Source organism: Vibrio splendidus (genome assembly GCF_001557875.1).
Classification (GTDB): Bacteria; Pseudomonadota; Gammaproteobacteria; order Enterobacterales; family Vibrionaceae; genus Vibrio; species Vibrio splendidus_F.
The window spans coordinates 1-18,724 of the sequence record NZ_LNRF01000012.1 but is presented as its reverse complement, the minus strand read 5'-3'; the positions used below and the strand labels follow the sequence as shown (position 1 = coordinate 18,724).

The window sequence follows — 18,724 nt, the reverse complement described above, 5'->3', positions numbered from 1 at the left end:
CCTATTGAATTACGAAGTCAGTGAATAACACTTTTTCAATCACAGGCTGGCCAACAGCTTGAGCCAGGCTTGCTTTAATATCTTCAGTCGCCTTATTTCGCAGTTCAACTCGCCCAGTTGGAGAGCGCAATTGATCAACCGTTGCTGAAGCGAACGTTGCTAATAACGTACTCTCTACAAGAGGAGAGTGGTAACGAGCCAAGTCTTCATTCTTGCTGCCACGCACCATCAGCTGTGCTTTTATCTGAACTAGGCGGTCTTTTTTATCACCTGTCACATTGAACAAGAAGGGCTGAGGGATATTAACATACATAACAGGCTCGGCTGCGACCACAGCAGTAGCAGGCTGAGACTGAGATTCTGAGGCGCTATCATCAGAGCCTAAGAAAAAGAACAGTGCACCACCTACGCCAAGCAGTAAAACGACTACCGCTATAATGATTATGAGGAGCTTACTCTTCCCTTTAGGTGCATCTTGTTCTTCTGCCATATTTTGCTCTAACTTCCTGTTCTTTCGATTAACTGACGGTAATTTCTATTAACTGGTTCTGTCTATTAACTAAGTGTGCTTAGCCTGATATTAGGCATAATAACTAATTCCATCACGCTTTGATGCGACATTCAATTCAAGATTGCTGCCACTATCAAGGTTTTCATCACCTTGGCCATCATTTGTTCGGTTAGCGCCGGATTGTTGCTCACCATTGTTGTATCTATCTTGACCCTGACCAGAGTTCTGTTGTTGAACTGACGAATCGGCAAGCTGCATCCCTTGTTGAGCCAGCATCTCTCTCAGACGAGGTAAGGTTTGCTCAATCACATCTCTCGCCTGCTGATTGCTCACTGTAAAGTGCACATTCGCCACGTCATTATTCATGGTCATTCGAATTTTCATCTGCCCCAGTTCTGGTGGATCGAGACGGATGTCCAAGTTCTTGAGATTCTTAGACATCATCATTTGAACTTTTTCCGCAACCTGCTCGTTCGCTAACTCCTTGGTAAGCTGTAAAGGTGCCTGTTGAGCAGCTTGAATTTCAGCTCGAGTGGGAGCCGAACCAACCGTTGCTGTACCTTGAACTCCAGCCGCAGCAGCGATCTGCTGAGCAAAGGCCGAATCTTTAGAATCTTCTTTAGCACCCGCTTTACCCAAACCAGATAATACAGCGGTACCGGCGCCCGCTTTAAGAAACGCATCAGTAGAGCCCGCTTTTGTAGCGACTGGCGTTGTGTTCATCGCTAGGCTTTGTGCTGTTAAAGCCGGATCCAACGTAGCTTGCTGCTGAGGCGAAGCAACATTAGCTTGTTGAGCTGCTGCCTGTTGAGCCGCATGCGCATTATTGGCGTGTAGCATTGCCGCTTTATCATTTGCAGCATGAGTGGCAGCAGCGTTACTTACCGATTGCGCCGAAGCTTGTGCTGTCGCTTGCTGAGCAGCAGTCGTAACCGCCGCTGTTGATGCCACCGTAGCTAAGGCTTTGGCTTCATTTGAATCACTATTATCCCAATCAATTGCGGTGGGTTCATCAGGCGTACTGTTCACGTTTGGGGCTTGGCTTAGTAAAGCCGTTGCTTGCTGTTGAACATTGGCTAGCTGTTGATTCAATACTTCTAAGTTAGAGGTTGCTTGAGCCAGTGCAGTTTGCTCATCGACCGTCAACTCAGCGCCACTTTGTTGCTTTTGAACCAGACCATCGACAACAGACTGTTCTGACTCGATTTGTCCATTCAATTGGTTGAGCGCTTGGGTATGGGCATCAACTTGTTTTGCAAGTTCCATATCCGCTGCTGAGAGTGCTTGACCCTGATCCGCAGCATTCTCACTGACCACGCTCTTTTGGCTCAGCTCTCGGCTCATACTTGCTTCAATTTGTTCTGGGGTAACGCCTTTATCCATCAGCTGTCGAATTTCATCATCTGTTAACTGAGACACTCCCTTACCTCCGGTAAGCACAGCGATTTCAGAATCGACCTCAAGGCTCTTCTCTTGATTTGCTGCACTAGCTTGTTGTGTCGCATTACCCGCAATTGAAGTTCCTGCAACAGAAGCGCCCGCGACATTACCTTGGGCTTGATCTATCTGACCTTGCTGAGGCAAGCCTTTGCCGTTTGGCGCTTGATTTAGAGCTTTATTTGCCTCATCCAACTGACCAAGCAATTTATTGCCTTCACTCATCGCTGCGTTGGCTTGCGACGCCTGCGTAGAACCATCTACAGCTGGTGAATCCTGAGCTTGAGATTGAGAAGCCTGTTCTTTAGAATCGTTAGTCGTAGCCTGCGCATCTTTACCATCCGCCTTATCTACAGCAGTGTTATCAACGATGGTGCTATCAGTACTTGAATTAGCTTTGAGCTGAGCCTCCGCTCCAGACACAGCCTCTGCAGATGTTATATCTGTGGCTTTGTCGCCCTCGATTTCTGAAGCCACTTGTTGACTTTGTGCTTCGCTCACTTCGTCAGTCGCCTTTGATTTCGCTGAATCACTTTTCTTCGCTTCAGCTGACGCTTCACCTTCAGTAGCGGCCTGCTTTTCGTCAGATTTCGACGCGTTTTCAGTGTCTTTTACTACGGCTTTACTGTCACTTTCTTCAAAGCCGAGCGCTTCTTTAAAAGATTCAAAGAAACCTTTAGCGTCGCCGGTTTCTTCTACCTTTGAAGAGGTAGAACCGGTGTCCAACAACGATGACGTTTTGTTGGTTGCTGAATTTGAGGAAAGACTAACATTCATATATACAAGCTCTATCTACTAGCTTTGCTGCGATGAATCATGCAACAAAAAGAAAGTCGGGTGCTTTTCATGCCTTTGGTGGGCACGATGCGCAATTTTATATAAAACGGAGCAAGAAACATGCCTATAAGTTCTGTTCTCTCAACCTAAAGAGCAGTGGCTACCTTATTCGTGGCTTAGGATCACATCTTCTTTCGGTTGTATAACAAAGTCGAGAACTCATCCATTTGCTTTTGTTCTCTTTGATCTTGCAGTTTTGCTTTCTCTTTCTGCTTTTTTTCCATCAACCACTCGTAGGATTTACGTTTTTTGCGTAACTCCATCCAGTAGTTTTGACAGTTATCGACTTGATTTTTAAAGTGGTGCTCCGCTTCTCTCTGTTTAGAAAGCGTTTCATCTAATTGAGTTAAGAAGCGGTTCAAGTGACCATATTGACTCGCCGTTAACCCTGCCTTGCCACGGTCAACAAGCTGCTGGCAGTAATCAAGTCGGTACTTTTCAATCTGCGCTACCTGCTCATAGTAACCTTGCAGCTCCGAGTTCGCTTTGTTGAGCGCGAGTACAGCTTGGTTCTCTTGATCTTTAGCTTGATCGAGCAAAAATTCTAATGCGTTATCCATGACTAACCTTATTCACCATTAGCCACCCAACACATGCTTCAACATGTTGACGCACATATCGTAAGGAACCGTTTCTTTCATCTTCTGCTGTAAGTACTCGTCCAGTTTCGGCTTCAAGGTAAAGGCACTATCAATCGCAGGATCAGTACCCGGTTTGTAAGCACCAATCGATACCAAGTCTTGGTTTTTACGACAAATAGACAGTACTTGCCTTACCGCTTTCGACATCAAGACATGTTCTTCAGTGGTAATTTGCGGCATAACACGACTGACGGACTTCTCTACATCGATCGCAGGGTAATGACCCGCATCCGCCATCTCACGCGACAACACTACGTGCCCATCAAGGATCGCTCGCGACGCATCAGCAATGGGGTCTTGTAAGTCATCGCCTTCGGTTAACACGGTAAAGAAGGCCGTAATCGAACCTTGTTCATCATTGCCGTTACCCGCACGTTCCACCAGCGCCGGAAGCTTGGCGAATACTGATGGCGGATAACCTTTAGTTGCTGGCGGCTCACCAACAGACAGAGCAATTTCACGCTGAGCCTGAGCAAAACGGGTCAATGAATCCATCAACAACAAAACATCTAAACCTTGGTCGCGGAAATACTCGGCTACGGCCAACGCAGTTTGACAGCCTTTCAGTCGCATCAATGGCGATGAGTCAGCAGGAGCCGCGACCACCACCGACCGCTTACGACCATCTTCACCAAGAATCTCTTCAATAAATTCTTTAACTTCTCGTCCACGCTCACCAATTAGACCTACAACCACTACTTGCGCGGTTGTGCCTCGAGTCATCATACCAAGCGTAACCGACTTACCGACACCAGAACCAGCGAACAGACCGATACGTTGTCCTTTACCTACGGTAAGTAGGCCATTAATCGCCTTTAAACCCACATCGAGTGGTTCAGAAATCGGTTTACGAGCTAAAGGGTTGATTGGCTCAGCATTAAATGAAGCGCGTTGCTCAGTATAGATTGGACCTAGCCCGTCGAGTGGATTGCCTACGCCGTCGATCACTCGACCAAGCAGTTCCATACCTACAGGGATGCCGCTTTCAGTGGTCATCGGTGTCACACGAGCGCCAGGTAAGATCCCAGTAATTTGCTCACTCGGCATCAAAAATAGGTTATCGCCTGAAAAGCCGACGACTTCGGCTTCCATCTGACCAGACATAGTTTCAACTAGACACAGGCTGCCGATCGGAGCTTTACAGCCAGTAGCTTCAAGCGTTAAGCCAACAACGCGGACTAACTTACCTGATGCAATTGGTCGCGATTTTAGCCCTTCGACTTTGTATTGGCTAAGACGGTTCGCTAACTCAAGCATTACTCATGACCCTGGTGACGGTTTGCACCGCAGAAGTTCTGAATGACGTTTTTCACGCGATCTTCCATGCGGTAGTTAACGCTTGATTCACCCGCTTCAATTTGTACATCACCACGATTAAGTGCAGGCTCCGCAACTAGCGTCCAATTACGGCAATCCAATTCTGTTTCGCCATATGCAGAGCGAATGATCGCCACATCTTCCGGGTTAAGCTTCAAGGTAATCGCATGACCAGAAATTGGCAGGGACTCTACCGACTCTTTCACGGTATCTAATATGATTTGTGGATTGGTTTGCACTTCAACATGAACCACTTCTTTGACCATGGTCAGTACCATGTCTACCAGCTGCTTCTCAACCTGAGCATTCATCAGCTCTAGTGGCTGAGCAAACTGGTTGGCAAGCCCCATAAAGATGGCAACTTGTTGCTGAATGTACTCTTGCCCAGCAGTCACGCCTTCAAGCTTACCGGCTTGATTGCCTTCTTCGTGGCCAGCGGCAAACCCTTCTTCTTTGCCTTTTTCGTAACCTTGTTTAAAACCAGCCTCTTGCCCTTGATGAAGACCTTCCTGATAAGCACCTTGTTTGATCAGTTCAATCTGCTCTTCAGTTAGAACCAACTCTTCATCTTCAATGGCTTCTTCAACTGTCGGCATCCAACCAGGATCGTAGTTAAACGCCGTTTCTTTGGCTTGTTTATTCACATCAGAGGTATAGTCAGGTAGCCCCCATTTCTGAGGTTGGGCAACCGTATTATCTTCTTCAGGGCGAAGGAAGCCGCGTTTTCTATCACCTGACATATCAGTACCTATCTATGAGTACGTCCAACTACATTGTCAATTCAAGCAGTTAAACAGAGTTAATCTGTGGTTCGAAATTGGATAAAGAAAAGCCCCAACAGTGTGGGGCTTTTGAGGTTTCTGTATTAAAGGAACTCGTCGGCGCCACCAGACAGCATAATCTCACCACTGTCTGCCATCTTCCTCGCAATACCCAATATCTCTTTCTGAGCCGCTTCCACGTCAGAGACTTTCACTGGCGGCATCGCCTCAATATCGTCTCTCATCATATCGGAAGCACGTTTAGACATGTTCTTGAAGATCTTCTCACGTAGACCATCATCAGCACCTTTAAGTGCTTTCTGTAGAATGTCTTGTGGAACATCACGCAGCAGTCGCTGAACACCTTGGTCATCCACTTCAATAAGGTTTTCAAAGACAAACATAAGATCTTGAATCTGAGTTGCCATGTCTTCGTCTTGATCTCGAATTTGATCCATCAAGACGCCTTCTACATTGTTGTCCATATAGTTCATGATCTCAGCCGCAGCTTTCAGGCCACCAATTTTGGCAGCTTGAGCACCCGCTTGACCTGCAAACTGTTTCTCCATAATCTCGTTCAACTCAGCAAGCGCCGAAGGTTGAACTTCTTCAAGGTTGGCAATACGCATCATTAAATCCAGACGAACACGCTCTGGGAATTGAGACAGAATCTCAGCCGATTGATCAGCATCGAGGTACGACAAAACAATAGTTTGAATTTGAGGGTGCTCATTGATGATGATGCTCGCCACTTGACGAGGATCCATCCACTTAAGCGAATCCAAACCTTTCGAGCCTGTGCCAAGAAGGATTTGGTCAACAAGGTTATTCGCCTTGTCTTCACCCAGAGCAGCCACCAACGCGTTACGCATGAAGTCTTCGCTACCCATACCAATGTTGGTGTACTTCTGAATATCATCTAAAAAAGCACGGTGCACTGCGCCTACTTTCTCTTGAGATAGATCCGTAGCTCGCGCCATCGCACTACCCACACGCTGAACCTGCTTTGGTTCTAGGTGACGAATAATACCAGCAGCGTCTTCTTCATTTAAACTGAGTAACAAGATCGCAGCGCGCTCATCGCCTGAGATAGAGTCGATATCCACGCTAGAGACATCAAGCACTTCACCGCCTTCAGTTTGTTGTGGAACTATTTCGTTAGCCATCTACCATCCAATTCTTAACTACTTGAGCTGCTAGCTCCGGTTCATTCGCTACAAGTGCACGTACTGCTTTCAGCACATCCTCGTCTTTATGAAGGTTTGGCAAGTCAATGCTTGAACCAAATTCAAACAGCTCACCACCTTCAATATCACCACCAATTAAGCTGGTTTCGCCGTCGACACCAATTGGCATGCCATCAGGGCCGTACATTTGATCATCATTATCAGCTGCTGGGTTAAGCAGTTTCTTCATTGCAGGGCGAACAAGTACCAATACCACCACAATAATAACTAAGGCACTCGCAAACCAACGAACCCAATCATTAAAGTTTGGATGCTCCCAGATAGGCACATCTGCCACAACATCTGTCACTTGTGGTGCGAACTGCATACTTAACACGTTGAGTAAATCACCACGGCTTTCATCAAAACCGACAGTACCAATCAATACCTGACGAATCGCATTGATTTCGCTCGCAGGGATTGGAGTATGAACTACTTCGCCCGTATCTGGGTTCAATGATTGACGGTCTTTGATCGCTACCGATACCGTCTGGCGGTTAACCGTGCCACTCTGTTTACGTTCATGGCTGATGGTTGTATCTAACTCAAAGTTTCGAGTTGCTTCTTTATGAACCGAGCCTTGCCCCGTCATCGAGCCGTCTTTCATCTGAGCAACATCTTGTGGGATTGAGGCATCAGCAGGTGGCTGATTACTCAAAGCACCTGGAATTCCCGCAACAGTATTACCGTTGTTGTAATCTTCTAAGGTGTATTCACTTCGAGTCGCAGGTGTATTCGGATCAAAACGTTTTCTGGTTTGTTCCACTGCACTAAAGTCGAGCTGAATATCAACCTGAGCGGTATAGTTACCAAACCCAAGAATAGGAATCAGAATAGAGTCAATTTTTTCACGCAATGCTTGTTCTTGGTTGCGCTCTAACTCATGTTCTTTACGACGCGCTGCAGACATAGGGTCTTGAGAGCCTGAGCTCAACAGTCGACCATGCTGATCAGTCACCGTAATACGTGAGGTTTTCATTCCCGGAACGGCACTAGCGACCATATCCACAACAGAATCAACTTCTTGTTGCTTAAGATTGTTGCCTGTTTTAAGGGTTAGGAATACGGAAGCTGAAGCTTCTTGATTGTGACGCACAAACACGCTCTGCTTCGGCAACGCCAGTAAAACCTGAGCTTTACGCACCTGTTTCATCTGTTCAATGGCTTTGGCAAGCTGTCTTTCGCGGCTTAATTTAAGGCGTTCTTGTTCTAAACGTTGTGATACACCAAAGCCCATGTCTTGCATGAGGATGTCATCACCCGCGTTTCGCTCTTGGTTCAAACCAGCTCGAACCATATTGAGCTTCAGAGAGTTGTACTCACTAGCCGGTACTGAGATGGTGTTGCCTTCAAGCGTGTACTCGATCTTTTGCAGATCCAAGTAGTCAAGAACGGGAATCAACTCTTCTGTTTCGTAAGCTCCTAGTGGACGCATTTCAGGCTCTTTCACCCAGAAAAACAGCATCACGATCAGCGCTACACAGATAGAGATAGAAAGGACTAAGACGACCTGACGAAGTAAATCGAGATCACCGACAGCCATATCGAATTTCGACGAACTGCGTTCACCTAGATCGGGATTTTGCCCTTCTCCGTCTAGCTCAGAGCCTGCAATAAGTGCGTGGTCGTTGCTATCGCTTACGGTTAAATCTGTTGTTTGACTATTATCTGCCACTATTTAACTACCCAACTTATACCGGCATATTCATCAGCTCTTTGTACGATTCGACCAATTTATTTCTAATTTGGATCGTCGCCTCAAAAGCCACACTAGATTTATTACGAGCAATCATCACGTCCGATAGGGATACGCTTTGGTCGCCGCTATCAAAACGAGCTTGAAGATCACCTGAGGTCTTTTGTAATGAGTTCACATTATTGATGGCACTAGTCAGCATGTTGCCAAAATCTGCACCGACCGCTTGCCCCGTTGCTGCGGGACGCGCGCTGGCAGCTTCAACCATCATTGCCTGCATTTCGCCTTGTAAACCATCTATTCTCATCTACTACCTCAGGAGTCAAAATTATGACCATCTATTTAGCTATATTATTGACAGAGCAATTAGCGTGCCACACATTAAATTGACTAGATATCGTATTACACTAGTCAGAAAGCTGACACTACTAATCTATCCTTAGTTTGGGATATCTATTCCAGCATCACGCATTTTCGCCAACTTGTAACGTAATGTGCGTGGGCTAATACCCAGTTTTTCAGCCATATCTTTACGTCGGCCATTACATGCGATCAGAGTTTCAAGAATGATCGCATACTCTTGATCTCTAAGCTCATTACCAAGCCCTTCACTGCTAGCAACTATTTTGTTAATTGGGTTTGCTTCAGCAACCGGCTTAATTTCTGGCGTTGCAACATCACTGCCTTCCACAATCTGCTGTAGGCCACTGGCGTCTTGCCAGTCAACCCCTTCCAGAAGAATGTGCTCACCAGAGATGTTCTCTTGCTCGCTCAATATTAACGCACGCTGTACCACATTGTCTAATTCGCGAACATTGCCCGGCCACGGATAGTTGACGAGTTTGCTGATTGCTTGTGCTGACATCACTGGTACTGGCATACCAAGTTTGGTGCAATGGCGCTCAACTAAGTGCTTGGCTAAAGGCTCAATATCACCTTTACGCTCGCAAAGCGGAGGCCAAGAAATTGGGAATACATTCAGACGATAGTATAAATCTTCACGGAAGTTCCCTTCAGAAACATACTGTTTTAGATCTCGGTTACTGGTCGCCAATACGCGGACGTCTAATTTGATACTCTTGCGACTACCCAAACGTTCAACTTCACGCTCTTGCAGCACACGCAGTAATTTAGCTTGTAAGCTAAGATCCATTTCGCTGATCTCATCCAACAAAATAGTGCCGCCCTGCGCTTGTTCGAATTTCCCCGGACAAGCTTGAATAGCGCCAGTAAACGCGCCTTTTTCATAGCCAAACAATGTCGCTTCCAACATATTGTCGGGAATTGCTGCACAGTTAATCGCGACAAACGGGCCATCTTTTCGGCTAGAAGCGTTGTGAATGTAACGGGACATCACTTCTTTACCAGAACCACTTGGGCCTAATACCATGACGTTGGCATCGGTTTTAGCCACCTTATCAGCCAACATCATTAACTTGATGCTTTTCTCATCGGCAACAATAGCGTCGCCATTGTCATCCGATTTTACAGGAGCATAACGGCTCACCATATTTAGCAAAACTTCAGGCGCAAATGGCTTTGCCATATAGTCTATAGCGCCCTCTTTCATTGCGGCAACAGCGTCTTCGATGTTGGCATACGCTGTCATTAACAATACAGGTAAGTTTGGCCAATGCTGCTTGATATTTCTTAGCAGTGCCAAACCACCCATGCCTGCCATCTGAACGTCTGATACGACAATATCAACGGAGTTCGATTTTAATTTGACCAAAGCATCTTCCGCACAATCCGCTTCCAGCCATTCATAGCCAGCAAGCGCGAGCGTGTCGACAAGGGCTTCGCGCAGACCTTCATCATCTTCGACGATTAACACTTTGCTTTGAGCCATAGAATTCTCCAGTGTAAATTCAGTTAAAACTTATAAGTCTTCAGAAGGAGCACTTCTTTCCAGCGGTAGGCACATGGTAAAGCATGCACCATCCCCTTCTTCTGATATCAATTCCAGTCGGCCTTCATGTGCTCGACATACCATTTGTACAACCGCTAAGCCTAGACCTGTACCTTGCGAACGAGTGGTAAAGAAGGGTTCCATAATTTTACCTTGAAGCTCTTTCGGTACGCCGGGACCACTGTCTTGCACTGATATCTTAAGCTCGCCGTTTACGGGCCTAAAAAAAACATCAATCTGCGATTCCTTGCCCGCAATTTGAACCGCGTTCAACACCAAGTTACTTAACGCTGAGGCGATAGCGTTGGCGTTACCAAACATTTGAGTCTGTTCGCCCTCAACTTCCTGGCAATAATCAATCTGGTTGGTTTTCAATGCCGCTTCCACCATAGGGTGAAATTCTGTGATCAATTCAGCCACAGTAAATGGCTTAACCACTTTGTTGTCACCACCTTTGGCAAACAACAGCATGTCGTTCACTTGTTTCTCTAAGTCATGCAATCTATCCATAAGCTTAGATTGAAAACGCGTTTTTGTTGCCGGCGGCAGGTTTGGCGCGGCAAGGTTTGATGCATACAGCATCGCACTTGAAAGTGGCGTACGAACCTGATGGGCAAGCGAGGCCACCATTCTGCCTAATGAAGACAAGCGCTGAAGGTCACTCACGCGAGACTGCAATAGACGAGTTTCAGTCAGGTCGGTGATCAAAATCAGCTGCCCCGTGGTTGACGCTGAAATCGCCAAACGCACTTTTCGCCCGTTCTTCAATGAGATCTCATGACCGTCATCGTCTTTTGGGTCAAAGGCACTTTGAATTACTGAAAACCACTTCTCACCAACCAACTCAACCCCAAGGATACGGTGCGCTTCAGGGTTAGCTTCTCTCACTTCGCCATGAGTATCTAACAAGATAACCCCTGCAGGCATCACATCGAGTACTTGCTTATAGCGTTCAACCTGCTGCTCAACAGAATCTAGGTGTGATTGATTTTCTGGTTCGTTAGCTACGTGCATGTCAATAATTTGCCTCAAATACTAAAACAGCCTGAGACGTACAACACGAGTCAGGCTATTTGCTATATTTATCACATAGTTAAGCAAGCAACAACTCGACTATGGTTTATCTGTTCAGTTAGCTAGAGTTACTAAATAGCTAAAAAGTGTGTGCTAGTTTTTCGTTTTCATCGAAAATTGGACACTATCGCTGCAAGTTATATTTACGCATTTTTTCAACCAGAGTGGTTCTACGCATTCCAAGCATATCAGCAGCACGAGCAACAATGCCGCCCTGTGCTTCCAAAGCTTGATTGATCATATTCACTTCCATATCTGCAAGTAGCTCTTTCAGGTTAACCCCTTCTGGCGGTAATTCTTGAGGAGCATTGGCGTTGTCGGCAAGTTCATCTTGCTGATCAAAGCTAAAATCTTCTGCGAACAAGTCGGAAAGTGCGTCACGTTCTTGCTCTTCTTCAGAGACAAAGCTATTAAACTCAGGCTGGAATTCAGGAATATCACTGTATCGATATTTAGTTGGTAGGTGATTCACATCAACCAAGCTATTTGGATACAGGATAACCATTCGCTCAACGAGATTCGCTAGTTCACGAACGTTACCTGGCCAGTAGTGCTCCATTAGAGAGTTAATCGCACGAGCGGTAAAGCAGATAGGCATACTGCCCTCCGCTTCCATTCGAGTCATCAATTCTTGAAGCAACAGTGGAATATCTTCTTTACGGTCTTGAAGCGCCGGCATTTCGATTGGGAATACATTCAAGCGGTAGTAAAGATCTTCACGGAACGAATCATCATCGATCATATCTTCAAGGTTACGGTGGGTTGCAGCAATTACACGAACATCAGCTTGTATGGTGCTGTTGCCACCTACGCGCTCAAAGCATCGCTCTTGCAGTACTCTTAGCAGCTTAACTTGCATCGCCATTGGCATGTCGCCAATTTCATCGAGAAACAGTGTGCCACCTTCAGCCAATTCAAAACGGCCTTTACGAGCGGTAATTGCACCAGTAAACGCGCCCTTCTCATGACCAAACAGTTCACTTTCGAGCAAATCAGGTGGAATCGCGCCACAGTTCACTGGTACGAAAGGCCCTGAACGACGTTTAGAGTGGTAATGAATGTTACGCGCCACAACTTCTTTGCCTGTGCCTGACTCACCAAGAATCAGTACGTTCGCTTCCGTAGAAGAGACTTGTTCAATTAAGTGACGTACTTCTTGAATGCCAGCACTTTGTCCTACTAGGCTGCGAAACAGTGTGTTCTTACGTGCCGAAGACACAACTTGAACACCTTTACGGCCTAAGAAGTCTTTACAGTGTCTTAATGCATCACTTAATTGCGGGTAGTTAAGAGGAAGTTCAAGCTCACCAACATAGTTAGTCAACTCGTCAACCGGGTGATTGTTTTTGCCAATCACCAGTAAAGGGATGTGATTAGCGTGAACAAGCTTCTCATTCAGTAATGCGTTGAAGCCTTTACCTTTAATGGTACCAATAATGCAGCCGGCCCACTGTAGTGACCAGTCAACTTTACGTGCTTGTTCAGAGCTGATTACTTCGCAGCTCTCTCCTACAAACTCTAATATTGTGCTTAAATTGTGACGATCTTGAGCGTTATCGTCGACGACAAGCAGTTTTGCCAAACCTTGCATAAGTAGGAATTATTGCCTTTATTTTGGTGCGATGCGGAAAAACGGTGAGCGACGTAGTCTATAAAACAGAGAAAAGTATCAATGATTATGGTCTACGTGGACAAATTTAGGAAATCAGCAACGAAAAAAGCCATTAGGCTATCTAATGGCTTCTATTTTATTTGATTAAAAAAATAAGGCAACCAACCAATTAAGGGATATGAGATTGGTTAAAACTGCAATTTTTCTTTAAATACCTACGTCAGCGGACGTCAAGTTGTGATATTCGTTCGGAATTTGGTCCCAAGCGCTCTTAATTTCGCGGATAATATCGATAACATCATCAATAGGCTGTGGGTCATTTTTGTGATTTGCCGCAGAAATTTGCGTGATCATGAACTCATAAAGTTGATCTAGGTTTTTCGCAATATCGCCACCATCGTCCATAGATAGGCAACTGCGTAGGCTAATAATGATATCTAGAGCCTTACCAAGTCGCTCACCTTTCACTGGGATGTTGCCTGCTTGCATTGCCGCTTTGCCTTGAATCAAACGCTCGATAGCACCGGCCATTAGCATTTGTACAATCTTATGCGGTGAGGCAGCCGTTAGCTGACTATCCACTGATACCTTTTTATATGCCTGTAAAGAACCGCGCATAGTAAACCTCTTCTATAAAAACTTTTTGTATTGTTGAACTGATTTAGCGCCGTGACGGTATTTGTGTAGGGTCTTACCTACTCGACTCGTCTCAGACTGCATCAATTCGACTAATTTTCTGGTTCTGGTAATGGCTTCAAACCATTCAGAACTTTGCTTAACGTCGGGATGTGAGTCGATTATTTGAAGCACGTTTTGCAATAACTGTTCTCTGTTATCGACAAGCTGCGTTATTTCTTCAGCATTAATTTCACTAAATTCCAGTTTAGAGATAATTAGTTGATCGAGTTCACAAAGCTCTTGTAGCTGGCTATTCATCTATTAGCCCAACGCATTCATCATACTGCCTAGCTGGGATTGCATCTTACTGGTCGCATCTTGCATGGCCGTGAACTTAGAGTGTGTACGGTTCTCAAGGCTATCCATACGGCGGTCAAGCGCGCTCTGGTCATCAACCAAACGGTAGTTTTGCTCGACTAAGCTCTTTTCTCGAGTACGAATTGAGCCCGTGATACCTGTGATACCTTGAATCGCATCTTCCACTTTTTTGGCGAAGCCGTTGTTACCGCCAAAGAACTCACCTAACTTATCAAAGTTATTGTTGAGTTGACGGTCAAGCATGTCGTAGTTGATTTCTAGCGAGCCTTGTCTTGTGGTCGTGATACCAAACTCGGTCAAAGATTTTAGGTTATCAGGTGCGCCTTCAATGCTTGATGAAAATACCCCTTTCAATCGAGAATCGGCGTTACGAACCGTACTGTCTCCAGAAAGCGGCCCTTTTTGACCGGTCGTTGGATCAACACCAGCCAAGCTCTTAGACACCTGGTAAAACTGATTGTAAGAGTTAACGAAGGCTTCAATGTCTTGACGTACACTATTGCGGTCGTACTCCACACCAATTTCTGCCGGTGGCTTATCTTTTGGCGTTTTTCCCTTCACCGTAATATCAATACCTTCAACGGCATCTTCAATCACATTATTATTACTAGAGAGTTGAGCAACGCCATCCAAGACAACCATTGAATCTTGTCCGGCTTGAACTTCCGTCATACCACTGTAGGTATCGAAAGATTCTTGAGCCTGTGCGAGGTCAGCTTGTGCTTTGTCGACCTTCTCCAAATGCTCACGCTCTTCAGGTTCTAATTTTGCACGCTCAATCTTTTTTGCTTGTTCTGCAGTGAGTTCGCCTTTTTGAACTTTCTCGGCCAGATCGGCTTTTTCTTGTGAGATTTTCTCTTCGATACGTGCTTGCTCAGCCTCAAGCTTTTGTTGAGCTTCTTTCGGTGTCACGTATGAATCGGTCAGAGTACCAGAGGCAGCATTTGACCACCCCGGTACATCAGGTGCCTTCTCTATCGCTTTTTCATCAAGCTCAGGTTCTGGTGTGTAATAAGAATCTAAAAGCGTACCTGACGCGGTTTCAGTCCAGCCAGGGATATTGTCTTCTGGCATCACCGACTTTGCCGCCTGAGCTGCGTCTAGGGCAGCTTGGCCGTCGGCTGCGGCTTGCTCACCGTAACTGAGACTTTTAGAGTCTCCGTCAACATCTGAAGTAGAATCGGTTTGGGCTGCTGGGATGATATTGCCATCTTCGTCGAGTGTTTCACTCACATTTGTTGGGTCATCGTTAGCGATCGCTTCATCGATGAATTCGACGGCTTTTCCAGCAGGGGTTAGAGCTAAAATATCTTGAGCAGCAACGCGCGCTTTCTCTAGCGCTTTAACTCGCTCTTCAAGCGTTTTGTATTCGAGTTTTTTTAGGGGATTAGCAGCATCTGACTCAACGTTGATGCTGATCTGCTGATCGGAACCAGACTGGTTCGAGGCTACGATAAGTCTTGGACCTTCGACATCGTTGATAATAGATGCACGAACGCCTGGGTTGCTATCAGCACCGTTTATACTGCGAACAACATCGATAAGTTTCGATCTGTCGCCAACTTGTACATCAAAGCTGTTATCACCAAGCGAAACCTGCAGCTTACCTGGGCCAAATTTCATGTCCTCTGACAGTACATCAGAAGCCACTTTATGGCTTTGGGCAAGCTGCAACACATCGATGGCATATTTGCCAGCGATCGCTTCGGTAGTCGCGGTTGCAGAGACAAGACCTTCATCGGTACTTTCAACTGTTCGCACAGCAAAAGCTTTTTCCTGACGAAAGTTTGTCATCAGGTTTTTCATCGAATCAAGAGATTCTCTGAGTCTTCCATAGGCACTAATGCTGGTATCGATTCGCGTTCGTTCATTGTCGATTCGTTGCTGTTTGGGTACACGCTCCGAATCAACAATTTTGCTGACCATGGAATTAATATCCATACCAGACGAAATCCCCATTGGGCCAAAACTCATTAAATCACCTCAATAATACGACTTAAACCTTCACCTCAAATATTCGACTATTCGAGTTTTGGGCTGCTAGGCGTCTTAGAATTTCAAGCATTTCTTCATCAGGGATCTGGCGAATAATATCACCGGTTGTGGTCTCATAAATGGTAACCACATCTCTTCCAGATTCTTCATCGACCTTAAAAGCCACACCTTTATTGAGAGAAGAGATAAACTCATTTACCTTCTCCACCATTTTGACTCGCTCTTCATCATTTAACTCTTGTCTATGTTGAGCTAATTGAATCGCCGCTTCGGTAGCTTCCTCTTTCGATTTCTCTACCTTGCCATAAGATGTTGCTTCTTTTAGTCGCGAAATACTCGACGCACTACTACCTTCATCGCTTGCAATTTTAATGCCATTAGGTGAGCCATAAGGCTGGATGTTCGATGCGTTGGATGATATTTCCATAACACTCTCCCTCCCTCCTTTATGAGCCAAACAGTAAAACTCTACCCAAAGTAGAGTTTACCGCTACTTACCGAGGTAAGTTTAGCCCAATAAGCTTAGAGCTGCTGATGGTGACTGTTTTGCTTGAGCTAGGATCGAAGTACTCGCCTGTTGTAGGATTTGAGACTTAGTCATAGCCGTTGTTTCTTTCGCGTAATCGGTATCTTTGATACGACTCTTAGACGCATTAACGTTTTCGTTGATGTTATCTAAGTTGCTGATTGCGTGGTCAAAACGGTTTTGGAAAGCACCAAGAGATGCACGGTTACTATCAACAGATTTTAGTGCGCCATCAATGATAGATACCGCTTCGTTTGCACCAGCAACCGAGGTCACGTCGATGTCGTTAACAGTAACGTCTTTGCCAGCACCGATACCAAGTTCACCCGCAAGGCTGCCGCCGAACTCAACATCACCATCAACTTTTTGGCTAGAAGCGAAAAGTTGCAGTTTGCCGCCTTCACCAACAGACGCTTTAACGTCTTGGCTTTGACCGTTGATATAAGTTGCTAGCTCTTCCATATCGTTGCCTTCTTTCGCAGAAATAGACAACTCTTGTGCTTCGCCAAACTTATCGTTGTATTTGATCGTTAAGTCAGCGCCAGCACCTACGCGCCAAGAAGCATCTTTGCCTTCTTCTACGCCGTAGCTCTTGCCACCCATGTCTTGAGTGTCGGTACGCATGTTATTCATAGTCAGCATTACTGCTTCACCAGAATCTGCACCGATTTGGAAAGATTGACTACCGTAAGTACCGTTAAGAAGCTTGTTACCACCAAAAGAGGTCGTTTCAGCAATACGGTTAAGTTCTGTGTTTAGAGCAGAGACTTCTTCTTGGATCGCAACACGTTCAGATTTGCTGTTTGAACCATTTGAAGATTGAAGAGAAAGGTCACGCATACGTTGCAGAATATTGGTTGACTCATTCATCGCACCTTCAGCCGTCTGTGCAATAGAGATACCATCATTCGCGTTTTTCACAGCCATATCTAGGCCACGGCTTTGCGACGTTAAGCGGTTAGAGATTTGTAGGCCTGCAGCATCATCTTTTGCGCTATTAATTTTATAGCCAGAAGACAAACGCTCCATTGATTTTTGAGTACCTTCAGCCGCGCTATTCAGGTAGCGCTGAGCCGTCATTGCAGACACATTAGTGCTTACATTAATCGCCATAGTTGATCTCCTTTAGGCATTTTTTAATGCACTTATGTGACTCTCACCTCACACAAATACATGTCAATTTGTTTATGCACCAGTGTCTCTCTCACCTTACATTGGTACATATCATTTCTCTCAATCCCTTTAACGGCCCCTTAATTAGAAGCTTTAATAAAAAATGCGATTTTTTTCGTATTCTTTTCAACAACAAGGAAAAATGTGATCGGCCTTCAATTAATCGACCGATATGCGCTAAAGTTTCCCATCCTCAGTCATTTATAAGTGTCACTTTGCACATCAAAAGCAAAGCAGATCCCTGATATCTCGTTCTACTCGATTTTGGGAAGATGAAAGATTGCTTCGATGTAGTAAGCGAGGAAACCATCATCGTCCCAATTCCCGTCATTCCCTACAGGGAAGGACGACCATGATAGGGAATCTAGCTTTTGCTCTATTAACAAACATTGCACTTTTCCAAATACACCTTCGCCAAATCGCAGGCAATAAAAAACCCAGCCGAAGCTGGGTCTGTTTAGCGCTCATCTCTCACCACGAGCTAATTTGTGGAAGCCTAACGTTAACGCTTATGAGCAACAACGCTTATAGTCAACGTGGCCTTTCAATCGATTAACCTAGTAGGCTAAGTGCCGAGTTCGGTGCTTGCTTCGCTTGAGCAAGAATCGAGCTTGAAGCTTGAGAAAGGATCTGAGACTTAGTCATCTGAGTCGTTTCTTTCGCGAAATCGGTATCTTTAATACGGCTCTTAGATGCGTTAACGTTCTCGTTAATATTATCTAAGTTGCTGATAGCGTGGTCGAAACGGTTTTGGAAAGCACCTAACTCAGCACGGTGGCTGTCTACATACTTAAGTGCCGCATCGATAACTGCCACAGACTCTTGTGCGCCGCCAACAGACGTTACGTCAATAGTATCAACGGTTACGTCTTTGCCAGGTTGCATGCCTAGTTCGCCAGCAAGGCTGCCAGAGAATGCCACTTCGCCTTCAACTTTGTTGTTACCAGTAAACATTTGTAGCTTACCATCTTCAGTTACAGACGCTTTCACAGAGTCTTGTTGACCGTTGATGT

General features: G+C 45.5%; 17 protein-coding genes. All 17 read right to left on the bottom strand.

The window, feature by feature from the left end; all coding sequences use genetic code 11:
• Nucleotide 1 precedes the first annotated feature (1 nt).
• Nucleotides 2–490: a flagellar basal body-associated protein FliL gene (gene fliL / locus ATB74_RS20530; protein ID WP_060983690.1), complete on the bottom strand. Its 489-nt coding sequence runs from the start codon at nucleotides 488–490 to the stop codon at nucleotides 2–4.
• Nucleotides 491–580: 90 nt separating this feature from the next.
• Nucleotides 581–2,725, bottom strand: coding sequence for a flagellar hook-length control protein FliK (locus ATB74_RS20525; protein ID WP_061019571.1), 2,145 nt, complete (start codon nucleotides 2,723–2,725; stop codon nucleotides 581–583).
• A 182-nt stretch (nucleotides 2,726–2,907) separates the two neighbouring features.
• Entirely contained in the window at nucleotides 2,908–3,345 is a 438-nt protein-coding gene (gene fliJ / locus ATB74_RS20520) for a flagellar export protein FliJ (protein ID WP_061019570.1), read from the bottom strand.
• A gap of 18 nt (nucleotides 3,346–3,363) precedes the next feature.
• Nucleotides 3,364–4,683, bottom strand: a complete 1,320-nt coding sequence (fliI, locus tag ATB74_RS20515) for a flagellar protein export ATPase FliI (protein ID WP_017060680.1) — start codon at nucleotides 4,681–4,683, stop codon at nucleotides 3,364–3,366.
• Nucleotides 4,683–5,483 carry a flagellar assembly protein FliH gene (fliH, locus tag ATB74_RS20510; RefSeq protein ID WP_048661519.1) on the bottom strand — a complete coding sequence of 267 codons (801 nt, stop codon included), beginning with the start codon at nucleotides 5,481–5,483 and terminating at the stop codon, nucleotides 4,683–4,685. The genes fliI and fliH overlap by 1 nt, the downstream gene beginning before the upstream one ends.
• Before the next feature lie 125 nt (nucleotides 5,484–5,608).
• Nucleotides 5,609–6,670: a flagellar motor switch protein FliG gene (fliG, locus tag ATB74_RS20505; protein WP_060983693.1), complete on the bottom strand. Its 1,062-nt coding sequence runs from the start codon at nucleotides 6,668–6,670 to the stop codon at nucleotides 5,609–5,611.
• Nucleotides 6,663–8,405 (bottom strand): flagellar basal-body MS-ring/collar protein FliF, encoded by a 1,743-nt coding sequence (gene fliF / locus ATB74_RS20500; protein WP_060983694.1) that lies wholly within the window; start codon nucleotides 8,403–8,405, stop codon nucleotides 6,663–6,665. The genes fliG and fliF overlap by 8 nt, the downstream gene beginning before the upstream one ends.
• 16 nt (nucleotides 8,406–8,421) lie before the next feature.
• Nucleotides 8,422–8,733, bottom strand: coding sequence for a flagellar hook-basal body complex protein FliE (gene fliE / locus ATB74_RS20495; protein ID WP_050644977.1), 312 nt, complete (start codon nucleotides 8,731–8,733; stop codon nucleotides 8,422–8,424).
• Nucleotides 8,734–8,865: 132 nt separating this feature from the next.
• Nucleotides 8,866–10,275, bottom strand: a complete 1,410-nt coding sequence (locus tag ATB74_RS20490) for a sigma-54-dependent transcriptional regulator (protein WP_061019569.1) — start codon at nucleotides 10,273–10,275, stop codon at nucleotides 8,866–8,868.
• 30 nt (nucleotides 10,276–10,305) lie between these two features.
• Entirely contained in the window at nucleotides 10,306–11,349 is a 1,044-nt protein-coding gene (locus tag ATB74_RS20485) for a sensor histidine kinase (RefSeq protein ID WP_060983696.1), read from the bottom strand.
• Between the two features lie 184 nt (nucleotides 11,350–11,533).
• On the bottom strand, nucleotides 11,534–13,000 hold the full coding sequence (locus ATB74_RS20480) for a sigma-54 dependent transcriptional regulator (RefSeq protein ID WP_060983697.1): 1,467 nt from the start codon (nucleotides 12,998–13,000) through the stop codon (nucleotides 11,534–11,536).
• Between the two features lie 228 nt (nucleotides 13,001–13,228).
• Complete coding sequence (gene fliS, locus ATB74_RS20475; RefSeq protein ID WP_004736194.1) at nucleotides 13,229–13,639, bottom strand: flagellar export chaperone FliS; 411 nt, start codon at nucleotides 13,637–13,639, stop codon at nucleotides 13,229–13,231.
• Between the two features lie 12 nt (nucleotides 13,640–13,651).
• A complete protein-coding gene (locus tag ATB74_RS20470; protein WP_017060688.1) occupies nucleotides 13,652–13,957 on the bottom strand; it encodes a flagellar protein FliT in 306 nt (101 codons plus the stop codon).
• Between the two features lie 3 nt (nucleotides 13,958–13,960).
• Nucleotides 13,961–15,991, bottom strand: coding sequence for a flagellar filament capping protein FliD (gene fliD, locus ATB74_RS20465; RefSeq protein WP_061019568.1), 2,031 nt, complete (start codon nucleotides 15,989–15,991; stop codon nucleotides 13,961–13,963).
• Between the two features lie 22 nt (nucleotides 15,992–16,013).
• Nucleotides 16,014–16,439 (bottom strand): flagellar protein FlaG, encoded by a 426-nt coding sequence (flaG, locus tag ATB74_RS20460; RefSeq protein WP_048661526.1) that lies wholly within the window; start codon nucleotides 16,437–16,439, stop codon nucleotides 16,014–16,016.
• An 81-nt stretch (nucleotides 16,440–16,520) separates the two neighbouring features.
• Entirely contained in the window at nucleotides 16,521–17,651 is a 1,131-nt protein-coding gene (locus tag ATB74_RS20455) for a flagellin (protein ID WP_019820748.1), read from the bottom strand.
• Between the two features lie 612 nt (nucleotides 17,652–18,263).
• Nucleotides 18,264–18,724: flagellin (locus tag ATB74_RS20445; RefSeq protein WP_279626309.1), on the bottom strand; the 461-nt coding region annotated here is incomplete at its 5' end.

What these genes read in the sequence shown, in the direction of transcription:
- ATB74_RS20525 (WP_061019571.1), bottom strand. Translation starts at nt 2,725, where the DNA reads ATGAATGTTAGTCTTTCCTCAAATTCAGCAACCAACAAAACGTCATCG.
- ATB74_RS20455 (WP_019820748.1), bottom strand. Translation starts at nt 17,651, where the DNA reads ATGGCGATTAATGTAAGCACTAATGTGTCTGCAATGACGGCTCAGCGC.
- ATB74_RS20490 (WP_061019569.1), bottom strand. Translation starts at nt 10,275, where the DNA reads ATGGCTCAAAGCAAAGTGTTAATCGTCGAAGATGATGAAGGTCTGCGC.
- fliI (WP_017060680.1), bottom strand. Translation starts at nt 4,683, where the DNA reads ATGCTTGAGTTAGCGAACCGTCTTAGCCAATACAAAGTCGAAGGGCTA.
- ATB74_RS20480 (WP_060983697.1), bottom strand. Translation starts at nt 13,000, where the DNA reads ATGCAAGGTTTGGCAAAACTGCTTGTCGTCGACGATAACGCTCAAGAT.
- flaG (WP_048661526.1), bottom strand. Translation starts at nt 16,439, where the DNA reads ATGGAAATATCATCCAACGCATCGAACATCCAGCCTTATGGCTCACCT.
- fliS (WP_004736194.1), bottom strand. Translation starts at nt 13,639, where the DNA reads ATGCGCGGTTCTTTACAGGCATATAAAAAGGTATCAGTGGATAGTCAG.
- fliE (WP_050644977.1), bottom strand. Translation starts at nt 8,733, where the DNA reads ATGAGAATAGATGGTTTACAAGGCGAAATGCAGGCAATGATGGTTGAA.
- fliG (WP_060983693.1), bottom strand. Translation starts at nt 6,670, where the DNA reads ATGGCTAACGAAATAGTTCCACAACAAACTGAAGGCGGTGAAGTGCTT.
- fliD (WP_061019568.1), bottom strand. Translation starts at nt 15,991, where the DNA reads ATGAGTTTTGGCCCAATGGGGATTTCGTCTGGTATGGATATTAATTCC.
- ATB74_RS20470 (WP_017060688.1), bottom strand. Translation starts at nt 13,957, where the DNA reads ATGAATAGCCAGCTACAAGAGCTTTGTGAACTCGATCAACTAATTATC.
- fliL (WP_060983690.1), bottom strand. Translation starts at nt 490, where the DNA reads ATGGCAGAAGAACAAGATGCACCTAAAGGGAAGAGTAAGCTCCTCATA.
- fliJ (WP_061019570.1), bottom strand. Translation starts at nt 3,345, where the DNA reads ATGGATAACGCATTAGAATTTTTGCTCGATCAAGCTAAAGATCAAGAG.
- fliH (WP_048661519.1), bottom strand. Translation starts at nt 5,483, where the DNA reads ATGTCAGGTGATAGAAAACGCGGCTTCCTTCGCCCTGAAGAAGATAAT.
- ATB74_RS20485 (WP_060983696.1), bottom strand. Translation starts at nt 11,349, where the DNA reads ATGCACGTAGCTAACGAACCAGAAAATCAATCACACCTAGATTCTGTT.